The organism is Nitrospirota bacterium, from assembly GCA_035516965.1.
In the GTDB taxonomy this organism is placed as follows: Bacteria; Nitrospirota; UBA9217; order UBA9217; family UBA9217; genus MHEA01.
Window position 1 is genome coordinate 1 of sequence record DATIZR010000017.1, and the last position, 22,772, is coordinate 22,772.

The 22,772-nt window shown below is 59.4% G+C and carries 17 protein-coding genes; 6 read left to right on the plus strand and 11 right to left on the minus strand.

Features of this window, described 5'->3' with window-relative positions:
• Positions 1–164: 164 nt before the first annotated feature.
• From lgt to VL197_01380, 5 genes are all read right to left on the minus strand, one after another.
• Entirely contained in the window at positions 165–1,010 is an 846-nt protein-coding gene (gene lgt / locus VL197_01360) for a prolipoprotein diacylglyceryl transferase (protein HUJ16615.1), read from the minus strand.
• Between the two features lie 65 nt (positions 1,011–1,075).
• Positions 1,076–1,570, minus strand: coding sequence for a signal peptidase II (lspA, locus tag VL197_01365; GenBank protein HUJ16616.1), 495 nt, complete (start codon positions 1,568–1,570; stop codon positions 1,076–1,078).
• A 46-nt stretch (positions 1,571–1,616) separates the two neighbouring features.
• Positions 1,617–4,400, minus strand: coding sequence for an isoleucine--tRNA ligase (ileS, locus tag VL197_01370; protein ID HUJ16617.1), 2,784 nt, complete (start codon positions 4,398–4,400; stop codon positions 1,617–1,619).
• A 58-nt stretch (positions 4,401–4,458) separates the two neighbouring features.
• A complete protein-coding gene (locus VL197_01375) occupies positions 4,459–6,942 on the minus strand; it encodes a PBP1A family penicillin-binding protein (protein HUJ16618.1) in 2,484 nt (827 codons plus the stop codon).
• A gap of 267 nt (positions 6,943–7,209) precedes the next feature.
• A complete protein-coding gene (locus tag VL197_01380) occupies positions 7,210–7,680 on the minus strand; it encodes a DUF721 domain-containing protein (protein HUJ16619.1) in 471 nt (156 codons plus the stop codon).
• 102 nt (positions 7,681–7,782) lie between these two features.
• On the opposite strand from VL197_01380, the gene galT reads away from it, so the two are divergent.
• From galT to VL197_01410, 6 genes are all read left to right on the plus strand, one after another.
• Entirely contained in the window at positions 7,783–8,778 is a 996-nt protein-coding gene (gene galT, locus VL197_01385; GenBank protein ID HUJ16620.1) for a galactose-1-phosphate uridylyltransferase, read from the plus strand.
• Positions 8,775–10,220, plus strand: a complete 1,446-nt coding sequence (gene glgA, locus VL197_01390; protein ID HUJ16621.1) for a glycogen synthase GlgA — start codon at positions 8,775–8,777, stop codon at positions 10,218–10,220. The genes galT and glgA overlap by 4 nt, the downstream gene beginning before the upstream one ends.
• A gap of 167 nt (positions 10,221–10,387) precedes the next feature.
• Positions 10,388–12,778, plus strand: a complete 2,391-nt coding sequence (locus VL197_01395; protein HUJ16622.1) for a GAF domain-containing protein — start codon at positions 10,388–10,390, stop codon at positions 12,776–12,778.
• 82 nt (positions 12,779–12,860) lie between these two features.
• Complete coding sequence (locus tag VL197_01400) at positions 12,861–13,211, plus strand: response regulator (protein HUJ16623.1); 351 nt, start codon at positions 12,861–12,863, stop codon at positions 13,209–13,211.
• A complete protein-coding gene (gene rlmD / locus VL197_01405) occupies positions 13,208–14,497 on the plus strand; it encodes a 23S rRNA (uracil(1939)-C(5))-methyltransferase RlmD (GenBank protein ID HUJ16624.1) in 1,290 nt (429 codons plus the stop codon). The genes VL197_01400 and rlmD overlap by 4 nt, the downstream gene beginning before the upstream one ends.
• A gap of 40 nt (positions 14,498–14,537) precedes the next feature.
• A complete protein-coding gene (locus tag VL197_01410) occupies positions 14,538–14,711 on the plus strand; it encodes a hypothetical protein (protein ID HUJ16625.1) in 174 nt (57 codons plus the stop codon).
• Positions 14,712–14,724: 13 nt separating this feature from the next.
• Here VL197_01410 and VL197_01415 read toward each other — a convergent pair whose 3' ends face one another.
• The 6 genes from VL197_01415 to VL197_01440 all read right to left on the minus strand — a co-directional run.
• Positions 14,725–15,876, minus strand: a complete 1,152-nt coding sequence (locus VL197_01415) for a sensor domain-containing diguanylate cyclase (GenBank protein ID HUJ16626.1) — start codon at positions 15,874–15,876, stop codon at positions 14,725–14,727.
• A 202-nt stretch (positions 15,877–16,078) separates the two neighbouring features.
• Positions 16,079–18,679, minus strand: coding sequence for an ATP-dependent chaperone ClpB (gene clpB, locus VL197_01420; GenBank protein ID HUJ16627.1), 2,601 nt, complete (start codon positions 18,677–18,679; stop codon positions 16,079–16,081).
• Positions 18,680–18,797: 118 nt separating this feature from the next.
• Positions 18,798–19,172, minus strand: coding sequence for a helix-turn-helix transcriptional regulator (locus VL197_01425; protein ID HUJ16628.1), 375 nt, complete (start codon positions 19,170–19,172; stop codon positions 18,798–18,800).
• 177 nt (positions 19,173–19,349) lie between these two features.
• Positions 19,350–20,510, minus strand: a complete 1,161-nt coding sequence (gene dnaJ, locus VL197_01430; GenBank protein HUJ16629.1) for a molecular chaperone DnaJ — start codon at positions 20,508–20,510, stop codon at positions 19,350–19,352.
• A gap of 153 nt (positions 20,511–20,663) precedes the next feature.
• Positions 20,664–21,326: a hypothetical protein gene (locus VL197_01435; GenBank protein HUJ16630.1), complete on the minus strand. Its 663-nt coding sequence runs from the start codon at positions 21,324–21,326 to the stop codon at positions 20,664–20,666.
• Between the two features lie 92 nt (positions 21,327–21,418).
• Positions 21,419–22,772: hypothetical protein (locus VL197_01440; GenBank protein HUJ16631.1), on the minus strand; the 1,354-nt coding region annotated here is incomplete at its 5' end.

Here is a 22,772-nt window from a genome sequence, read left to right on the forward strand (position 1 = left end):
GCGACCATCGGGAATGTTCTCTTCCGGGAAATGCTCCCGGATGAGTTCCCATTGCTCGTCTGTCAGACGCACGGCCATGACAGATAATACCGCGTCCTACGAAGATGACAAGCAAAATCTAATTTTGAGATAGGTTCTAGTAGTATCCTAACCTCAACCTTGACCTAAACTTTGGCCCGGGCTCTGTTCTTCTTCCTGCCTATCGCCATCGTGGCTGCCGCTGTCAGCGCGATGACGATCGCGATGATCTGCGATGTGGAGATGAGGCCGCCGAAATAAACGCCGCGCGCCACGTCTCCACGGAAGAACTCGATGGAAAACCTGAGGACCGCGTAGAAGATCAGATAAAGACCGAAAAGCTGGCCGTCAAACCGCTTGTACCGCCGCAGGAGGAGGAGCAGGCCGAAAAGGATGAACTCACCGACGGATTCCATAAGTTGTGTCGGAAAGAGCGGGGTGCCGAGGGGTGCGAGTGAATGGGGATCGTTGAAGGTGATGCAAAACGTGCCCGTGCAGGGTGCGCCGTAGCAGCAGCCCGCAAAGAAGCAGCCGAGCCTCCCGAAAGCGTGCCCAAGTGCGGCGTAGGGCGCCATGATGTCCGCCGTCTTCCAGACCGGCAGGTCGTGTTTTCGGACGTACCAGATCCCGACCGGCACCGCCGCGAGCACACCGCCGTAGAACACGAGGCCTCCCTTCCAGATCGCGAACACCTCGAGGGGATGCGTCGTGAACTCGCGCAGCGCCGTCAGCACGTAAAGGATGCGCGAGCCGATGATGGCCGCAAGCAGCAGGTAGACGCCCATGTCGACGATGAGCTCGGGATTGATCCCTTCCTTTTTCGCCCGCCGAGAAGCCAAGGTGATGCCGAGCAGGAAACCGATACCGATCATCAGCCCGTACAGGCGGATCGGGATCGGACCAAGGGTCCAGGCGCCGAGGTCGATCCGGGGGATCTCAAAGAGAATGGGATGCATGGCTTCCTTCCGGAAGAAATCCTTAATCTGAAACACACGTTCGAATGTCCGAAAAGACACTGTGGAGCATCCGAAGGTCGGATTTGGCCGGGGTTACGCTATCAGGATTTGGAGCTTATCGCTTCTGTTCTTTTTACAAACAGCATATCGACGACGAGCAGGGCCACGCCGACCGTGATGGCCGAGTCGGCGACGTTGAACGACGGCCAGTAATAGGACTTTACGTACCATTGGACGAAATCCACCACTTCGCCGTACCGGACTCGGTCGATCACGTTCCCGAGGGCCCCGCCGATGATGAGTGAGAACGCACTGACAAGCAGGCGTTCGTGGGACTTCCGAATCAGGACCCCGATCGCCGCGACGGCTACGAGCGTCACGGCAACAAAGAACGCGCTCCGCCATCCGTCGGGGAGCGTGGAAAGGAGGCTGAAGGCCGCACCCTTGTTCCGGACGTGGGTGAGATTGAAAAATCCCGGGATGACCTGTATGACATCGTACAGGCGGATGTTTTTTTGGACGAGGTGCTTGGTGAGCTGATCCAGGACCAGGACAGTGCTGATGATCGTTCCGGCCCAGCGATATTTATTCTTCAAATTATGTTCCAACCTCTCCCATAATGATGAATGCCGATACCAGTACTCAGGCAAGGTTCCCCGCGCACCGGTCGCAGATCTGCGGATGCTCCGGCACGGTGCCGACCGACTCGCGGTACATCCAGCAGCGTCCGCATTTCAAGCCCTTTGCCGGCCCTGCCGCAATCCTGAGGCCCTTGACAATGTCGCTCGGGAACGCATCTGCAGGCGCATCAGCCTCTTTCTCGACCGTCGCCGACGACACGATGAAGATGAAGGCAAGGTCTCTTTCGTACTGCTGCAGGAACTCATACAGGTCCTGCGCAGCGTACAGCCTCACCTCCGCGTCGAGAGAATGGCCGATCTTCTTGTCGCGCCGGAGTGTTTCGAGCACCTTGGCCGCTTCGCCGCGGACGGCGATGATCCGGTCCCAACGTTCTTCTAGCTCCCCGTCGAGGTACCGTTCCTCCGCCTTCGGGAAGGACGCCAGGAAGACGCTTTTCTCCTTCGAGCTCTCCTGCATATAGCCCCAGACCTCGTCCGCGGTGAAGGAAAGCACCGGCGCCATGAGCCGCACCATGGCTGACAGGATCGCATGCATGGTGGTTTGGCCGGAGCGCCTCTCGACGGACCTCGCCTTCGCCGTATAGAGCCGGTCCTTCAGGATGTCGAGGTAGAAGGCGCTCATGTCCACGGCACAGAAGTTATGAATCGAGTGGAACACGACGTGGAACTCGAAATCGTCGTAGGCCTTTTCCACGCGCCGGATCAGCTTCTGGAGCCTGAGGAGCGCCCAGCGATCGATCTCGAGCAGGTCCTTGTCCTCGACCTGGTCGGTTTCCGGATGAAAGTCGGCGAGATTGCCCAGGAGGTAGCGGCTTGTGTTCCTGATCCTGCGGTATGCCTCGGCAAGATGGGTCAGTATCTCCTGGGAGATGCGGATGTCGTCCCGGTAGTCGGCGGCCGAAACCCAGAGCCTGAGCACCTCGGCGCCATACTTGTCGATCACTTCCTGCGGAGCGACCACGTTGCCCGCGGACTTGCTCATTTTCTTGCCAGAGCCGTCCACGGTAAAGCCATGGGTCAGCACCGTCCGGTACGGGGCCGCGCCCGTTGTTCCCACTGACGTCAGGAGCGAGGACTGGAACCATCCCCGGTGCTGGTCGCTGCCTTCAAGGTACATGTCCGCCGGCCAGGAGAGATCCTTCCTCTGTTTCAGCACGGCGGCGTGGCTCACTCCCGAGTCGAACCACACGTCGAGAATGTCCATCTCCTTCGCGAGGTCCTCGTTGCCGCACTTTTTGCATGCCGTCCCCGCGGGCAGCAGTTCGGCCGGCGTCCGCACGAACCAGGCGTCGGCGCCTTCCTGCTCCACGATGTCCGCGACGTGGTCCACGACCTTCCGGTCGAACAGGAGCTCTCCGCATTGTCTGCAGGTGAACGCGATGATCGGCACGCCCCACGCACGCTGGCGCGAGATGCACCAGTCGGGCCGGTTCTCCATCATGCTCAGGATCCGGTCCTTGCCCCAAGCCGGCACCCAGTTCACAGTGTGGATGTTCTCGACCGTCCGCTTCAGGAGGTCGTTCGACTTCATCGAGATGAACCACTGCTCGGTAGCGCGGAAGATGACCGGGTTCTTGCACCGCCAGCAATGCGGGTAGGAGTGGCTGATCCTGCCCTCGGCGAGGAGCGCACCCTTGGCCTTGAGCAGTTCGATAATGCCCTTGTTCGCCTTGAACACCTGCTGGCCGGCAAACTCGCCCGCTTCCTTCGTGAACCGCCCCTTTTGATCGACGGGAGCGTACACGTCGAGCCCATACTTCAGGCCCACTTCGTAGTCTTCCTGGCCGTGGCCGGGGGCCGTATGCACCGCTCCGGTACCGGCCTCCAGCGTCACATGGTCGCCGAGGATCACGAGGGAGTCCCGGTCGATGAAGGGATGGCGAGCCTTGAGCCCCTCCAGTTTGCTGCCTTTGAACTTTTCGAGGATAGTATAGTCCTTGATCCCGAACGTTTCCATGCACTGCTTGAGCAGTCCTTCGGCAAGGATCAGCACCTGGCCGTTGTGTTCCACCGCGACGTAATCGAACCGGGGATGGAGCGCAACGGCGAGGTTCGCCACAAGTGTCCAGGGCGTGGTCGTCCAGATAACGACGGCGGCCTTCTTTCCGGCAAGCGACGGGAGCGCCGTCGCGGCCCCGGGGATGTCGAAGCGCACGAACACGGACGGCGATTCATGGTCGGCATATTCCACCTCGGCCTCGGCGAGCGCCGTTTCGTCGAACCCGCACCAGTAAACCGGCTTTTTCCCTTTGTAGACACCCCCGTTGTCCGCGAACCTTCCCAGCTCCCGCACGATGGCTGCCTCGTATCCGAAGTTCATCGTGAGGTAGGGATGGTCCCAGTCGCCGAACACGCCGAGCCGCTTGAACTCCTCGCGCTGGATCTCGATGAACTTCTCGGCGTATTCCCGGCAGAGTTTACGGACCTCATGCTGGCTCATGCCCTCCTTCTTGGGCCCCAGGCTCTTCAGCACCTGGTGCTCGATGGGCAGTCCGTGGCAGTCCCAGCCCGGCACGTAGGGACTGCGGTACCCCTCCATGGACCTGAACTTCACGATGATGTCCTTCAGGATCTTGTTCAGGGCGTGACCGATATGGATGTGGCCATTGGCGTAAGGCGGCCCGTCATGCAGGATGTAGGTCTTTCTTCCTTCGGCCTGTTTCTGCATGATCGCATAGACCTGTTCCTGGTTCCACTTCCCGATCATTCTCGGTTCCAGGTCCTTCAGGTTGGCCTTCATCGGGAAGTCGGTCTTCGGCAGGTTCAGTGTTGTCTTATAATCCATTCAGCAGGTGCCCTCCGCTCCGAATTCCAAATTCCGAACTGCTTCAACGTCGCCGCACCTAGTCCGAGACTTCGTCGGCGGGCAATTTTTTCTTTGTCGTGGTGTCCTCGCCGCCCTGTTCCACATTGTAGAGAAGTCCGGTCTTCTGCTGGGACTTTTTGGCATCGGCATACTGAGTCGGCTCCGTGCCCTTCCGGAACACATCGGTGATCGCGTCAGGCGCCCCGTCCCGGGCCAGAAGCCCGGTCTCGGGATCGATCTTCACGAATACCACATCGTCGGCCGGCACGAAGTCTTCCGCCGGCTTATCCGCCATAGCCCTGGCCATCACCGAGATCCAAATCGGGAGCGCGGCCCGCGCGCCGGTCTCCCGGTCACCGAGCGATGCCTTGGGATTGTCATACCCCACCCACACTCCGGTCACGATGTCCGGCGAATAGCCGAGGAACCAGGCATCCACGTAGTTGTTCGTCGTGCCGGTCTTGCCGGCGAGCGGCCTGCCGAGGCTCAGGGCGCCCCTGCCCGTTCCCTCCTGCACGACGCTCTTGAGCAGGCTGGTCACGAGATAGGCCGTGGTCCGGTCGATGGCCTCCTTGGGGTCTGGCTGGTAGCTTTCGAGGACGGTGCCTTTGCCGTCGACGATGCTCATGATGATGATCGGTTCGGAACGGTACCCCTGCGACGCAAAGGTGGCGTAGGCCGAGGTGAGCTCCAGCGGCGTGACGACCGATGAGCCGAGCGCAGTCGTATAGTCGTAGCTGATATGGCTCGTGATCCCCGCCTTGCGCGCGAAATCGATGGCCTTGTCCAGGCCGATCTTCTCCAGGAGCCCCACGGTCACCGCGTTCCGGGACAGCGCCAGGGCCGTGCGCATGCGCATGGGGCCCAGGAACCGCTCGTCATAGTTCGTGGGTTTCCAGGTCTTCTTCTCGAACTCGCTCTTCTCGTAGATCTGGGGCAGGTCCATCAGGATCGAAGCCGGGGTGAAGCCGTTCTCGAGCGCGGCGCCGTAGACGAAGGGCTTGAACGACGAGCCCGGCTGGCGCTTCGCATCCGTGGCGTGGTTGAAGCCGCCCTCCACGAAATCGTAGCCGCCGACCATGGCCCGGACATAGCCGGTATAGGGCTCGATGGACACCACCGCGCCCTGCACGAGGGGCGTCTGGTCCAGGACGAAGGAAGCCACCTGGTTCTTCTTGTCATAGTCCTTCAGGCGGACCTTGATGATGTCGCCCACCTGGACGATCTCGGCGGGCTTCTTGAACTCGTCGGGGCTCTCCCGGTTCTTCTTCGGCTTGATCAGCGCCCAGGCCATGTCGTCCTTCATGATGAAGCCCAGGAGCCCGCGCCCCTTGACCGTGACGGAGTCGTCGTTCACGGCGAGGACATGGGCGTTGAACCCTTCGCCGGGCTTCACCATCACGTGGAGCGATCCCCACTGGATCGGCGTGGATTTGACCGGCTTGTATCCGACCTTGCCGCGGAAGCCCTGGCGCTTGTCGAGCGCGCGCAGCCCCTCGCGGAGCGCCGTGACCGCCTGATGCTGCAGGTCCAGGTCGATCGAAGTGTAGACCTTGAGCCCCCCCTGGTACAACATATCTTCGCCGTATTTTTTCTCAATGTACTTTCGCAGATAGTCAACGAGGTGCGGAGCCAGCTCTTCCTGGGGCCGTAAATTCTCGAGGCTGATCGGCTGATCGTAGACCTTCCGGCTCTGTTCCTCGGTGAGATACCCTTCGGCAACCATACGCTTCAGCACGTGCCACTGCCGGAGCTTGGTCAGGTCGATGTCGCTGTAGGGCGAGTATGCCGCCGGCGACTTGGGGAGCCCGGCCAGGAGGGCAGCCTCGGCCTGGTTGACCTCCCAGATGTTCTTGCCGAAATAGGTCTTGGCTGCCATCTGCACGCCGTAGGCGCCGTGGCCGAAATAGACCTTGTTGAGGTAGAGCTCGAGGATCTCATCCTTGTCGAGCTCCTTCTCGAGTCTCCGCGCGAGGATGATCTCCTTGATCTTGCGCGTGATCTTCCGCTCCGGAGACAGGAACACCACCTTCGTAAGCTGCTGCGTGATCGTGCTGCCGCCCTGGGCCACCCGGACCGATATGATGTTCTTGAGCGCGGCGCGCAGGATGCCGCGGTAGTCGATCCCGCTGTGCTGATAGAAGCGCGGGTCCTCGGTCGCGAGCAGAGCATCCTTCATGAACTTCGGGACCCGTGTAATCGGCACATAGGTGCCCTTCTCGATCTGCACGCGACCCAGCACCCTGCCGTCCTCGGCGTAGATCGTCGTGCCCGGGCTCGGCTTGTAGTCCTTGAGCGATTCGACGGTGGGGAGGTTGAAGGAAAGCACGTAGAACAGCAGCGCGATGAAGAGGACCCCGGCCAGAAAGGCGATGCCGGCGAGCTTCAGGGCCTTTTTCGGGGTCAGTGCCTTGAGCCAGGGCACGGCAATCGTGAACCAGAAGACCTTGAACTGTTCCCAGGCGGACCGGAACAGCTTCCGGACCATCTCCATCATATTTGTCAACAGCTGCTTCATCATTGATAACCTCAATAAAATCCCGGCTTTTTGAAAAGTATCGAAAATAATAACATCGCACCGGCATAAAATCAAACGAAAAGTTTATCGGGGCCTATCGATATTTTCTGGATGAGCAATAAATGAGGTCGAATCGACCGGGAAACAGGCAAGGGACGGCACCCGCGGCAGATCGAAGGGGGAAAAGCACCTCTGCGGCGGCGCGACAAATCCTCTCAAAACAGTTTCAATCTGAAACCGGATACTGCGTGGGCTGTCTGCTTCATCCGGCTATATGCGATTGCCCTTCCTGCTGAGCACGTCCTTCTCCATGACCCGCCGGAAGGCCGCCTTCACCTCGGGGTCACGGATCTCCGCGACGGCATCATCGATGCGCGTACGTTCATCCGGGGTCAGCTCCGCACGGAAAGACCGGGGGGCGGGGGGTGTATGCTCCGCCTTCGGGACCTCGCCGAGCGTGAGAGCGATGTCCTGTACGGCGTCCTTGCCGAGCCCCCTGTTCACCTTCTCGATGATCTCGGGCTTGAGCAGGGACAGCTGCTGCATCCAGGCCGGGCTGTCCACGGTCAGGAACAGTTTCGAGCCGCGCATCGTTGTCGGGCGTGCATGGCTCGCCACCAGTCCGCCCACGGTCTTTTCCCATTGCCCGAAGATGCGGTACTCTTCAAGTCGGCCCTGCATGCCCCGTGACCGCAGGATGCCTGCCAGCGTGGAAGAGACCCGATCCAGTTTCTTTCCCATGCCGGAATCTTAGCACACCAAGAGTTGTTTTGACAATGCGGAATAAGACAGATATAATTATCAAATCGCATTTTCCCCACGGGCAATCACTGAGGAGACACTATGCCAGAACTACGGAAGGACCCGATCACCGGCCGCTGGGTCATCATTTCTTCGGAACGGGGAAAGCGGCCCGCCGATTTCCAGGACCAGCGGGGCAAACGGCGCGGGGGCTTCTGCCCCTTCGATACCGGGAACGAGCGGACTACGCCCCATGAAACGCTCGCGTACCGCGAGAACGGACAGCCTGACGGGCCGGGGTGGCGGCTGCGCGTCGTGCCGAACAAATTCCCGGCCCTCCAGATCGAAGGGGATCTCAACAAACAGGGCGAGGGCATCTTCGACAAGATGAACGGCATCGGCGCTCATGAGGTCATCATCGAAACGCCGGACCACAACGCTACCCTCGCGAGCCTTCCCCAGAAAGCGGTGGAGGAGGTTCTCTGGTCCTACCGCGACCGGATGGAGGACCTGAAAAAGGACCGCCGATTCCAGTACGCACTGATCTTCAAGAACGAGGGATTGACTGCCGGAGCAACCCTCGAGCATTCCCATTCGCAGCTCGTCGCGCTGCCCATCGTGCCGATCCAAGTGCAGGAGGAGATCGACGGATGCAAGCGCCACTTTGACCTGAAGGAGCGTTGCATCTTCTGCGACATCATCAGGCAGGAGATGCACTCGGGCACGCGTGTCGTCCTCGAGACGCCGCTCTTCATTGCCCTTGCGCCTTACGCACCGCGCTTCCCTTTTGAGACCTGGATCCTGCCGAAGCGGCACGTCTCCTGCTATGCCTGCTCGACCAACGAGGACTACCGGGACTTGGCCGGCTTGCTGCAGAACGTGCTGCGGCGCATCGACCGGGCGCTCTCGAACCCGCCCTACAATTACGTGGTCCACACCTCGCCCTTCCGCGACGAGCGGAACGATTACTACCACTGGCACATTGAGGTGGCGCCCAAGCTCACGAGCATCGCCGGCTTCGAATGGGGTTCGGGATTTCACATCAATCCCACGCCGCCCGAGGAGGCGGCAAAGTTTCTCCGCGACATCAAGGCATGAAGATTCTGTTTGCAGCATCCGAGGCGGTCCCCTTTGCCAAGACCGGAGGCCTAGCGGACGTTGCCGGGAGCCTTCCCCCGGCGCTCGGCGCCCGGGGGCATGATGTGCGCCTCGTGATGCCGCGCTACGGCAGCATCGACCCCGACCGCTTCGGCCTCAAGCGCGTTGCAAGTTTTTTCGTGCCCCTTGGCTCTTGGCGGGAACGTTGCGAGGTGCTGCAGGGCAGCCTTGATGAGAACGTCATCGCCTACTTCATCAGCCAGGACACCTATTTCGACCGCCCGGAGCTCTACCAGAACAGGCAGGGCGATTTCCCGGACAATGCCGAACGGTTCACCTTCTTCTCCCGCGCAATACTGGAGCTCTGCCGGACCCTGAACTTCGCGCCAGACATCGTCCATACCAACGACTGGCAGACGGGGCTCGCGTCCTTTTATTTCAGCACCCTCTACCGCGGCAGCCCGCCCTTCATGCGGACGAAGACCGTTTTTACGGTCCATAATCTCGGCTACCAGGGCAACTTCCCACGGGAGGACATGCGCTACATCGGGGACGCCTGGAACCATTTCAACCCCGAAGGATTCGAATTCTGGGGCGACATCAGCTTTCTCAAGGCGGGGCTGGTCTACTCCGACGTCATCACCACCGTGAGCAGGACCTACAGCCGCGAGATCCAGACCGAGGAGTTCGGATTCGGGCTCGAGGGAGTGCTCGCCAGGCGGGCTCCGGATCTGTACGGGATCGTGAACGGCATCGACTACGGAGCGTGGGACCCTGCGGGGGACCAGGCGATCACCAGGCGGTATTCCGCGGCCAGGCCCGGGGGCAAGGCCCTCTGCAGGGATGATCTCCGCAAGAGGGCGGGCCTGCCGGCCGACGGCGGACCCGTCATCGCCATGGTGTCGCGGCTGGTGGACCAGAAGGGGTTCGACATCCTGACCGATGCTCTCCCGGACATCCTAGACATGGGTGTGCAGTTCATCGTGCTGGGCACCGGCGACGAACGGTACGAGCGGCTCCTGTCCGATGCTGCCGAGCGGTATCCGGAGCAGGTGCGGGTCCTGCTTAGATACGACGAGCAGCTTGCGAAGATCATCTACGCCGGGTGCGACCTGTTCGTGATGCCGTCACTCTACGAACCGTGCGGCCTGGGGCAACTCATCGCGCTCCGGTACGGCGCCGTCCCCGTGGCCAGGCGGACCGGAGGGCTTGCGGACACCATCCGGGATTACGACGAAGGACCGGCCCGGGGGACGGGCTTCCTGTTCAACGACTACTCGGCGTTGGCGCTCACCGATGCCATCAGGCGCGCCGTGGAGGTGTTCAGTGAGCCGAAGGCGTGGCGACGCTTGGTGCGGTCCGGCATGCAGCAGGATTTCTCCTGGGAAAGCTCGGCCAGGGAATACGAGAAGGTCTACCGGAAGGCGTTGAGGAAGAAATAAGGCCGGAAAACTGCATTAGTAACCACCGGTCCGCTTCGCAGACACACGGATAAGCACTGAAAAAAAATTCTCGGTCTTTATTCTGTCACCTGTGTTCATCTGTGCCGTCCCGACATTCGTCGGGACCCGTGGTTACGCGATCTTTCATCGGTGGTTAAAAAACCGTTATGGAAACGACGGACAAGACAGAACTCAGCATCCTCTCCGAGATCAGCAGGATCTCGAACTCGTACGTCGACCTGCCCGAGAAGCTATCCCGGATCGTGCAGGTCGTGGCCCGGGGCATGGGCAAAGACGGCGCATCGGTGTTCCTCATCGACCGGCCGGGCAAGACGGTGACGCTGACCGCGGCCGTCGGCCTCAACCAGGAAACGGTCGGCAAGCTGAACTTCCCGATCGGCATGGGCATCGCCGGGTGGGTAGCCGAGCAGAAAGTTCCGCTCGCCCTCGAGGACCCCTATTCGGACCCGCGGTTCCAGTATATACCCGAATCGGGCATCGAGCGGTTCAAGTCCCTGGTCGCCGCACCGATCATGGATGAGGACCGCTGCTTCGGGGTGATCTTCGTGCTGTCCCTCGAGACATGGCGGGCGACGTCATCGGAGCTCACCCTGCTGATCACCACCGCGAACCAGGTGAGCGGCGTGATCAAGAGCACCCGGCTCTTCCACACCATCCAGCAGAGGCTGTCCGAACTCGCTACGATCTACGAGATCGGCATGGCGCTCACGTCCACGCTGGACCTGGAGCAGCTCCTCTCTTTGATCGCGCGGAACAGCACGCAGTCGCTGCGCGCGCAGGGCTGCACGATCCGCCTGATGAACCTGCCCGAGATCATCTCCCGAAAAACCTACGCGTCCTTCGGCCTCACCGGCAACCTCACCGAGGACATGGACGCGCGGATCGGCGGCGCTGTGGCGGAGCGGGTCGCCCGGGAGAAGAAGCCGCTCCTCATCCAGGACGTCTCCCGGGACGACCTGCTGGCTGCCGCCGCGAATGGGGCCGTCGCCTCGATGTTGAGCATCCCGCTCATCTTCCATGACCGCGTGATCGGCGTCATCACGCTCTACAACAAGCAGGACGAACGGTCGTTCACCGAAGACGACCTGCAGTTTCTGACCACGGTGGCGAGCAGCGCGGCGGTGGCCGTCGAGAATGCCGCGATGTACGAGCGCATGGAGGAGCTCGCGACCGAGGCGCGCACACGCGCGCAGGAGCTGTCCATTCTCTATGATATCGGCACGGCAATGAGCACGACGCTGAACCTCGACCGGCTGCTCAGGATCATCCTGACGGCGACCACCATGGGGGGGAGCGGGCTCGGGTTCAACCAGGCAATGCTCTTGCTCACGAACGAGCGGACCAACACACTCCAGGGCATGATGGGCGTGGGCCCCGCGAACTGGGAGGAGGCGGGGAGGGCTTGGAACGAGGTGGCGACCAGGCACCGGAGCCTCATGGAGTGGATCCAGACCGGCGATCTGTTCGAGCACCGTGACTCGGCCCTGAACACCATGACCAAGGGAATCCGGGTGCCTCTCGAGGCGGGAGAGGGCGTGCTGGCCCTGACCGTGCTGAACAAACGTGCATACAATATCGTGGACGCCGGTACGGACAGGCTGGTGCCTTCCTGGCTCCGGGACACTCTCAGGGTGAAAAACTTCGCGACGGTGCCGCTCGTCGCCAAAGACCGCGTGATCGGCATCATCATCGTCGACAACATGTTCAACCAGCGCCCGATCACGGAAAACGATCTCCGGTTCCTCACCATGTTCGCGAACCAGGCCGCGCTCGCGATCGAGAACGCCATAATCCACTCCAATCTCGAGATGATGAACAAAGACATGCGGGCTCTGCACGAGCAGCTTGTCCAGTCCGAGAAAATGGCCGCCCTGGGCGCCATGATCGCCGAGATCACGCACGAGATCCGCAACCCGCTGGTCTCCATCGGCGGCTTCACCCGGCGCCTGGCGAAAAAGCTGCAGAGCGGCGAGGACAAGAAGTACATCGACATCATCCTGAACGAGGTGAGCCGATTGGAAGCAATCATCCACGATAACCTCTCCTATATCAAGGAAGTGGCCCCCCAGCTTTCGGAAGGCGACCTGAACCACGTGGCGCAGGACATCCTGACGCTCTATGAAGATGAACTCGCCCAGCGCCGCATCACCGTTGTGAAGGACCTGGCAAAGGCCCTGCCGCCGCTCGCCTTTGACCAGCAGCAGATGAAGCAGGCGGTAATCAACATCATCAAGAACGCCATGGAGGCCATGGAGAACGGCGGAACGCTGACGATCAGTACCTCCTATCTCCCCGAAACGAACGAGGAGATCTTCGAGATCGGAGACACGGGTCACGGCATTTCCGCAAAGGCCATGCACAATGTCTTCAACCCCTATTACACGACAAAACCGCGCGGGACCGGCCTGGGCCTGCCCATCACGAACAGAATCGTGAAGGCGCACGGAGGCCGGATCGAGATGAGGAACAAGTCGACCGGGGGCGCCGTGTTCACGATCAAACTGCCCCGCGGGGGAAGCGGCGGCCGGGAAACATGATGCCCGGTGTGCGGAAGAGTTGCAAAGCAATTCCGGAGGAGCTACTATACTACCAATGCAGAAGGCATTCGAGGAGGAGTCGATGAAAAAAATCCTGGTGGTGGACGACGAAGCGAACATCCGTGAGCTCTTTCGTGAGGAGCTAGAAGATATGGGGTATGAGGTGACCACGGTCGGCGACGGCAGCGAGGCCCTCTCCCTGCTCGACAGAACCCCGTTCGATCTTGTCACGCTCGATATGCGCATGCCCGATATGGACGGCATCGAGACCCTACGCAAGATGAAGGAGAAGAACAGCTCGCTGCCGGTCGTCATCTGTACCGCCTACGAAGAGTACAAGCATGACTTCGGGAGCTGGTGCTCGGACGCGTATGTCGTCAAATCCGCCGACGCCTCGCTCCTTCGCGAAACCGTCAAAAAGATCCTCGGATGAGAGAACAAGCCGAGGTGCTGATCGAGAAGCTGGTGTACGGCGGAAAGGGTCTCGCCCGGCTCGGCTCCGGTCAGGCCGTATTCGTCCCCGCCGTCCTGCCCGGCGAAAGAGTCCTGATCGAGATCGCTCGAAAACGGAAGGGTATTCTCGAGGCAGATCTTGTCACGGTTATGACTCCCTCCCCTGACCGGGTATCCCCTCCCTGCGAGGGCGAGAAGCAGTGCACCGGTGTGACATGGCCGCACATTTCCTATCCCGCTCAACTCCAGCTCAAGACGGAGATTCTCCTGGATACGGTGCAAAGGATCGGCGGGATCGCGCCGAAGCAGGCATTGCCGATCCTCCCCGCACCGCGCACGGATCATTACCGGCTTCGCACCCAGTTTACGGTGCGACGCAGGGAAGGCCAGCAGCGCATCGGCTTCTTCCGCCAGGGTTCCTACGACCTGATCGAAGTGGACGACGCCTTCCTGATCCACCCGGTCATCAACGGGGTATTGAAGGCGGTCAGGGCCTTGTCGAGCGATCTGCCGCCTCTTTCCGAGGTCCATATCAACGCCTCCCCCAAAGGTGAAGTGCATCTCCTGCTGTTCAGCGAAGAGGCCTCGCTTCCCTCCCTGAACGCGTTCTTCGAGAAGCTTCAGCACCGAGCGCCGGAAGTGATCGGGATCACGGGATTCGTGAACCGGAAAAAGGCGCTCAGCCTCGGCAGGAATCACCTGACGCTCGACCTCAACAACTTATCGCTCAAGGCAACGGAGGGGAATTTTTTCCAGGTCAACTGGGAGCAGAACAGGAACATGGTCCGGACGGTGCTTGATTTCGCGGAACTCACCGGAGAAGAAACGGTGCTGGACCTCTATTGCGGCATCGGCAACTTTGCCCTGCCGATCGCACAGAAGGCGGCCTTGGTAATCGGGATCGAGTCGGGATATTCGGCCGTCGAAGATGCGAAGGCCAATGCGATACGGAACAACATCACCAACGCCGAGTTCATCACCGACGACCTGCAACGGGGGTTGAAGACGCTCAAGAACCGGAAGATGCGAGCCGACGTGATCGTGCTCGACCCGCCCCGCGCCGGCGCAACACTCACCACGCTCGAGCGCGTTCTCGCCTTCGTTCCTCGGAAGATCGTCTATGTATCGTGCAACCCCTCCACACTCGCCCGGGACCTCAAGTTCTTCCATCTCTTCGGCTTTCGGCTCGAACGTCTCCAGCCGGTTGATATGTTCCCCTGGACCTACCACATCGAGTGCGTGGCGGAAATGGTGAGGGAAGGCTGAATCAGGATTCTGGCAGATATGATAAGAAAAGGGAGACACCATGACGAGGGAGCAGATGAGCGAAGCGATTCGACGGGCGGCCGTGAACAACCGGCTGTCCTGTGAAAAGGCGCACGCCCTTTCCCGTGAGCTGAATATTTCGCTCAACGAGATAGGTGAGCTCTGCAATGAAATGAAAATCAAGATCGCGGACTGCCAGCTGGGTTGCTTCTAGGGAGGGTTGATCGCTATCGGCCGCCGGACCGCGGCACGGGGGTGGGCATCACGAGGTCCGCGCTGTAACAGGTGACCTTGTTCTTGCCTGATGCCTTGGAGCGGTAGAGGGCGATATCCGACTCGTTCATCATTTCGGAAATCGTGTTGCCACCGCCGTGGATCATCGTGGAAACGCCCAGGCTCACCGTCACCACCTCGGAGGGATGGGCAACCTTCACGGTGAAGGGATATTCCTCGACCGCCTTCCTCACCCGCTCGGCGACCGCCAGCGCTTCCTGCATGTCGGTCTCCGTGAGCAGGATCGAGAATTCCTCGCCGCCGTACCGGAAACACGTGTCGGTGCTCGTCGTCCGGCAGGCCATCTTCAGCAGCGGTCCCATTTGCGCAATGAGCCTGCTGCCCTCGAGATGACCGTACCGGTCGTTGATCCGCTTGAAATCATCGATGTCAATCATGACGAACGAGAATTCCCGCTTGGTGCGGACCTGCCGTCTTACTTCCTCTTCCACTTTTTCGAGCAGCACCCGGTAGTTGAGGAGGCCGGTGAGTTCGTCGACGCGGGCTAACTCGAGGGTCTTCTTGAACAGCTCGCCCTTTTCAATACCCGCCGATATGATATGCGAGAGCGTGCGGAGCAGGTCGAAATCCTCGACCCGGAACGCGTTGACCTTGCTGTGGCTGAAACCCATTACTCCGACGATGCGGTTCTCGTTCTTAAGCGGGATCCCGATATAGCTGCCGGTCTTCTTTTCTTCATCAGGATGGTGGAGGAAACTTTCATACAGGCGGGTGTCATCGAGCAGCAGTGGTTCGCCGCTCGCGGCGATCTCTCCGGGCGCGCCGATGTCGAAGTAGATCAGCCCAGGCTGGATATCCGGCGCCGGCAGCCGGTGGTGGTAGAGCGGATCAAGGCCGGTCAGGTCCTTCTTGACGACATACACCGATGCGTCCTCGAACTCGACCGCCTTGCCGATGGACACCATGATCTTCTTGACGAGGTCCGCAGGTTCAAGCTCCGATGCAATGGTCCTTCCCACCTCGTAAAAAAGATGCGTCTCCGTCAGCTTGCGATAGAACAAGGACTTAAAATCTTTGATCGGCAGTCTCTTCCCGTCCCCCTTCTCGCCGGACGGGGTTGTCTTTTTTTTCCTGTTTTTAAGCATTCTGAACGCTCAGCACATGCCTTGGCCGCTTTACAAATATACCATAGTTCGAACCCGTCTACCACAAATAATTTGCCGGCCGATATTTTTTATTGGTTGCACAATGTTGAATAAAGTTGGCCGGGAGAAGTACATTCTTCCCGGCCCGGCTCCATGCATATTGGCACCCAGGGGACAGAAAATGTCCTCGCGCCCGGGGTGATTACTGCGCGCCGACCGCCTGCGATGCGCCCCTGAATACGAGTTTCCGGTCCTCCCGGTCCACGAGCACCCGCGAGCCCTCCCGTATCTCGCCGGCAAGGATCTTCGACGCGAGCGGGTTCAGCACGTCGCGCTGGATCACCCGTTTGAGCGGCCTGGCCCCGTAGACCATATCGAACCCTTCCTCGGCCATCAGTTCCTTGGCCCGCTCGGTCAGTTCGATCTCGATCTTCCTGTCCGCCAGCCGTTTCTGGACGAGGGCCACCTGGAGCGTGACGATCTGCTTGAGCATCTCGGCGTCAAGAGGATGGAAAATGATTATGTCGTCCACCCGGTTCAGAAATTCCGGCTTGAACTGCTGCCGCATGGCCTCCGTGACCCGGCGCCGCATTTCCGCCTCGTCGTTCTGCAGGTCCTGGATCAGCTGGCTCCCGATGTTCGAGGTCATGATCACCACGGTGTTCTTGAAGTCCACGGTCCGGCCCTGACCGTCCGTCAGCCTGCCGTCGTCCAGGAGCTGGAGCAGCACGTTGAACACTTCGGGATGGGCCTTTTCGATCTCATCGAAGAGGATCACCGCGTAGGGCCTCCGGCGCACGGCCTCCGTAAGCTGGCCGCCCTCCTCGTAGCCGACGTAGCCGGGAGGCGCACCGATGAGGCGGGACACCGTATGCCGCTCCTGGTACTCGGACATATCGATCCTGATCATGGCCTGCTCGTCGTCGAACAGGAATTCGGCCAGCGCCCGGGCCAGTTCGGTCTTCCCCACGCCGGTCGGGCCAAGGAAGATGAAACTGCCGATCGGCCTGTTCGGGTCCTGGATGCCGGCGCGAGCCCGGCGCACGGCATCCGAAACGGCCCGGACCGCCTCGTCCTGTCCGACCACCCTCATCCGGAGCCGGTCCTCCATGTGGAGAAGCTTCTGCATTTCCCCCTCGAGCATCTTGCTCACGGGGATGCCGGTCCATTTCGAGACGATCTCGGCGATATCTTCCTCGTCGACCTCTTCCTTCAATATCTTGCTCTGGGACTGCAGATCAGCGAGCCTCGCCGATTCCCGGTCGAGCGTCTGCTGCAGAACCGGCAGCCTGCCATACCGCAGTTCCGCGGCCCTGCCCAGGTTCCCCTCCCGCTCCGTCTTTTCGGCCTCGATCCGGGTCTGTTCGATCTGCTCCTTTATGGACCGGATCTTCTGGATGGCTTCCTTTTCGGCATGCCACTGGGCGCGCAGCCCGCTCCGCTTTTCCGCGAGCTCCGCGATCTCCTTCTCGATCTTCACGAGCCGTTCTCGGGACGCGGCGTCCTGCTCTTTTTTCACTGCCTCGCGCTCGATCTCGAGCTGCCTGATCCTGCGCTCCACCTCGTCGAGCTCGACGGGCATGCTGTCGATCTCCATCCGGAGCCGGGAAGCGGCCTCATCGATCAGGTCGATCGCCTTGTCCGGCAGGAACCGGTCGGCAATATAGCGGTGGGACAGGACGGCGGCGCTCACGAGCGCCGCATCCTTGATCTTGACGCCATGGTGCACCTCGTAGCGCTCCTTGAGCCCGCGCAGGATCGAGATGGTGTCCTCCACGGACGGCTCGCGCACTAGGACCGGCTGGAATCGCCGCTCGAGCGCCGGGTCCTTCTCGATATGCTTCCGGTATTCGTTCAGGGTCGTGGCTCCGACGCACCGCAGCTCGCCGCGGGCCAGCGCCGGCTTGAGCATGTTCGACGCGTCCATGGCTCCCTCGGCCGCGCCCGCCCCCACCACGGTGTGGAGCTCATCGATGAACAGGATGACATCGCCGCTCGCCTCCGTCACTTCCTTCAGCACGGCCTTCAAGCGGTCCTCGAATTCGCCCCGGTACTTCGCTCCTGCGACGAGCGCGCCCATGTCGAGTGCGACAACGCGCCGGTTCTTCAGGCCCTCCGGCACGTCACCGCTCACGATGCGCTGAGCCAGGCCTTCGGCGATCGCCGTCTTGCCGACGCCCGGCTCGCCGATCAGGACGGGATTGTTCTTCGTCCTCCGCGACAATACCTGCACCACGCGCCGGATCTCCTCGTCCCTGCCGATCACGGGATCCAGCTTGCCGCGCCTCGCCATCTCGGTCAGGTCCCGGCCGTACCGGGTCAACGCCTGGTACTTGTCCTCCGGGTTCTGATCGGTCACACGCTGGGTGCCGCGGATGTCCACCAGCACCGCGAATATCCTGTCCTTCGTAATGCCATGGCGGGACAGGATCTCCCGGGCAGCGCCGTCGATATCAGAGGCGGCGATCAGAAGATGTTCGGTGCTAATGTACTCGTCCTTCAGCCGTTCGGCCTCATCCTCGGCGCGCTCGAACAGCCGGCCGAGCCTCGGCGAGAGATAGGTCTGGACAAGACCCTCTACGCGCGGCAGCCGTTTCAGCGCGTCCTCGATATCGTCATGCAGCCCGTCTGCATCCGCCCCCAGTTTCTTGATCAGCGGCAGGACGAGACCGTCGGTCTGTCCGAGCAATGCGAGCAGCAGATGCTCCACCTCGACCTGCTGATGGTGATTCCTCGCTGCAAGGTCCTGGGCGGCCTGTACGGCCTCCTGGGCTTTTAATGTGAGCTTGTCGAAACGTGCCATGTGCCTCCTCCCGTGTATCAGAAGTTGAGTACGAGGGAAAGTGCGCGTGTGAGTAACTTCTCCTCCACGCGTTCCGGCCCTGTATGTTCCCGCCTTTTCTCCCTCTGCTCCTCACTTCTTAATGTCTTTCTATCCGGAACCTTCTTACCGGCACGAGGGCATTCCTCGTTTCCTCCCTGTGCAGGATCTCGCGTTCCAGCTCCTCGCGCAGTTGCCGGATCGTTTCCGTCATCTCGTGCTGCATCTGCTCCATTTTTTCACGCATGGACAGGATCACCTCCACACCTGCGAGGTTGACGCCCAGCTCACGCGTGAGGCGAAGGATCAATTCCAGCTTTTCCACGTCGTCCTCGGAATAGAGGCGTGTGTTGCCTCCTGTCCTCTTCGGCTTGATAAACCCCTCCCGCTCGTACAGACGCAGGGTCTGCGGATGGATGCCGAGCATCTCCGAGACGACGCTGATCATAAAGAATCGATGTTCACGTACCGCCATACCGACTCCGTTTTTTCAGGCTTCGCCTGGCCATTAAACTCACCCCTGGATTCGACTCGTGTTGTCTCCCGCAAAACATTGGGAGCACGAGGAAAAGAGCAGGTCTTGATGCTTTCCGGCTCTGCCACGTCTTCTCTCTTAAGAAAATCTATTGTTTCCGATGCAGTTTTCCCCGGCTCAGGCTCTTTTCCTGAAACCTTTAAACGTGATCTCGCTTCGCGGATTAATCGGATTCACGCGGTCCAGCTCGCGGAGCAGCTCCTTCCCCCGCTCGTTCAGGCCGGTAGGCGTTACGACCGTGATCGTTACATAATGATCTCCAACTCCGCCGCCTCCGAGATGCGGGACACCCTTTCCGCGCAGTTTGAGCTGCTGTCCGGACTGAACCCCCTGGGGCAGCGAGAGCGACACCAGGCCGTCCACGGAGGGGATCTCGATCTTCTCACCGAGGGCAGCTTCCTTTACCGTCACCTTGGCGACCGAATGCAGGTTGTCTCCCTTGCGTTCAAAATAATAATGCGGCCTGACCTTCGTAATGATATACACGTCTCCCGCCGAGCCGCCCTTCTCGCCGGCACCACCCATGCCCGACACCCGGATCTTCGATCCATTGTCAACGCCGGGCGGGATCTTCACATTAATGCGCTCAGACTTGGAAACGACTCCCCTGCCGTTGCACGTTCTGCAGGGATTGGGATTGATCGTCCCCGTACCGTGGCAGGTCGGGCACGGCTGCGCCATCTGCAGAAGACCTCGGCCTTGCCTCACGCTGCCGGACCCCTGGCAGGTCGGACAGGTGCGCGGAGACGTCCCCGGCTGGGCGCCCGAGCCTCCGCAGGTCGAGCAGGTCACCTCGCGCTGAAGATCGACCTGCATGGTCTTCCCGAAAATGGCGTCCTCGAGGTCAACCTCAACCGAATAGGTTACGTCCTCGCCCTTGAGGGGTCCTCTCTGGCGCTGGCCGAAAAGGGATCCAAAGATGTCCTCGTAGCCTTCAAAGTTTCCGGACTGATAATACGTTCCGCCTTCACCACCCCGGGAAAATCCTTCAAAACCGCTGAACCCCCCCGGACCCTGGCCCTGAGTGGGACCGTATCCACCGCCGCCGAACGCAGCGTGACCGAACTGGTCGTACTGCTGGCGCTTCTTCGGATCGGACAGAATTTCGTAGGCTTCGCTCATCTCCTTGAACTTAGACTCCGCAGTCTTGTCCCCAGGGTTCACATCGGGATGATATTTCCTCGCCAATTTCCTGAACGCCTTCTTGATCTCAGCATCAGAGGCGTCCTTTTTGATTCCGAGGGTATCGTAGTAATCTCTTTTGGTTTCGGTAGCCATAAATCTCCCGTACATTAATGTTACTTACAGTATAAAACTTGAGTGTACACTTGTCAAGTCTATGGTTAAAAAAATGCGCACCATTAGTGCGCATTTTCCACATTTTAGGTAATACATCCCACTTTCCAGCTAATATATCTTATTTATTACCACTTAATCTGTAATAATGCTCTTAAATAGCTCTTTAATTTGCATATTTTTAAAATTGTTATCCACGTAAATCCATACCTCTGATGCGTCTTCGGATAAATTATTCGCTAATTTATTAATTTCAACCAACTCGTGCCGGCTCAAAAACCCCTTCATCTTGTCAACTAGCTTCAGTGCATAGGCGCGTACAAGCGGGTCTCTGTCGGACAAGGCTCTTACCATGAGGTCTTTGTGGGGCAGCACCAGCTCGGCCTTTGCTTCCGCGATCCTGTTGAGTGCGTACATCACGCCAGGACGAAAAATTACTTCCTCGATCCCATATATCTCGGCAATGAGCGGAATGATGTCTTGAAACTGGTCCGGGTCGGCACTCACGATCTCGCCCAGGATCTCGGGCGCGGACCAGCCAATACCGCCTGACTCGTCATTCAGGCTCCAAAGAAGCTTCCGCACCATTTCCCGCAGGTATGTGTAGTCGGTCCTGACAAGCTCTTTCGCAGCCAGCCCGATGGCCTTGATCGCCCGCCAGCTTGCGAGCGTTTCCTTGTCGTAGGACAGACGGATAAGCTGATTCAGGACCTTGCGATTGTCTTTGACGAGTGCGACAATTGAACTCAAGTCGTTCTGGTCAAGAGCATGCTGTAATGTTTCCCTGCGTACATGCATCAGCAATTCCTACCAAAAAGAAATGCGCCCCGAAGGGCGCATTTGCTAAAGAATCATTATTGTTGCATAAATAATCAACACTCGACTGAGCTTTAAAGAAAAGTCCCGTGCATTAGTATCGTACATGGCGCAAGAGGGGGCGGGGGAGTCGCCGTACCCGAGATAGTGAAAGGTAGCGGCGGCGGGTTCACGCAAGGCGTAGGTGAACAGGACGCCGGCGCATTAATAGTAAAAAATGTCTCTGTAGGTCCGAAGGGCAAGCCGTCCAATACAGTAGTCTTGGGAAAACCAGTAATATTTCCAGCATCCGCCCCAACGGAAAGCGTCGTACCGCCACCCATCCAGTTCGTGAACTTATCCCCTGCCATGAATGAATATGAACTTGATCCGCCGTAGGGTATGTTTGTGTTCAACGGTGCAGGCCCGAATGCACAGTACTTCGCCCCTCCGGTTATGCCAAGCTTAATGGACGTCCATATCATCTTGCTTGTCTGGCACCCGACAACACTGCAATCTTGATCAGGACCGTCCCACTTGCCATTGGGAGGATCGTACTGTCCATTCACATTGGCATCAATAAATTGTTCCAGCGGTTCCGTTGCAGAAACAGCAGATATCGCACCGCCGCAATTTTTATTTCCATTGCCATCATTCCAGCAACCATCATCATTTGAGTCAACAAAGGGCTCTCCCAAATCGAGGAAGCCTTCGGATCTCTTTGAATTGCCCGGAATCGATCCTCCTGCGGCCGCGCACGTCGTTGCTATGCTGCAGGTTGACGATCCATCCGGCTGGCTCGTAATACAGCCAGCGTAGGTGTTCGGCGCCCCGTTATCGCATTCACAGGTGTACCCTGCGGGACACGTTGTCGTGCTGGTTGACCGGGTGAACAGTCCGTCGCCGTTTTCGTCAAGGAACGACTCCTCACCCTGGACCGCAGCAAGTATCGTCGCCCAGCCATTCCTTGGATGGATGGCGCTTCCTACGATCCCCAAGCCATAAGTAGTGTTCAAGTAATTGATCAATTTTAATTCATCAACTTCGTTGGGAGACACAGGGATCGTGGAAGTCCATATACTCACGATAGCCGGATCAGGTGCCTGGGTCCTGAAAACAACTGATGTCTTTCCCGTTGCATCGGTCGAACCCTGACGATCAATAGCACCGGCTTCTGTCCTGAAGGAAATGGAGGTCCCGTTTAAGACGTTGTAATTGCCAAAACGGTCAGCGATATACGCCGAGATGTTTGCCTGACTATTCGAGATGACAAGACCCGGTAAATTAAATACATCTGTCGCCAGGTTGAAGTGCGTTGCAGAGGGCATGCCGCCGCCAATGGACATCTGGCTTCCTGATGAAGATATTGTTACGCCTCCTGACTGTGTTGATGCAATGATCGTGACCGGACCTGCTGTCGTACCGCTGTGAAGGAGCACTGAAGCATTG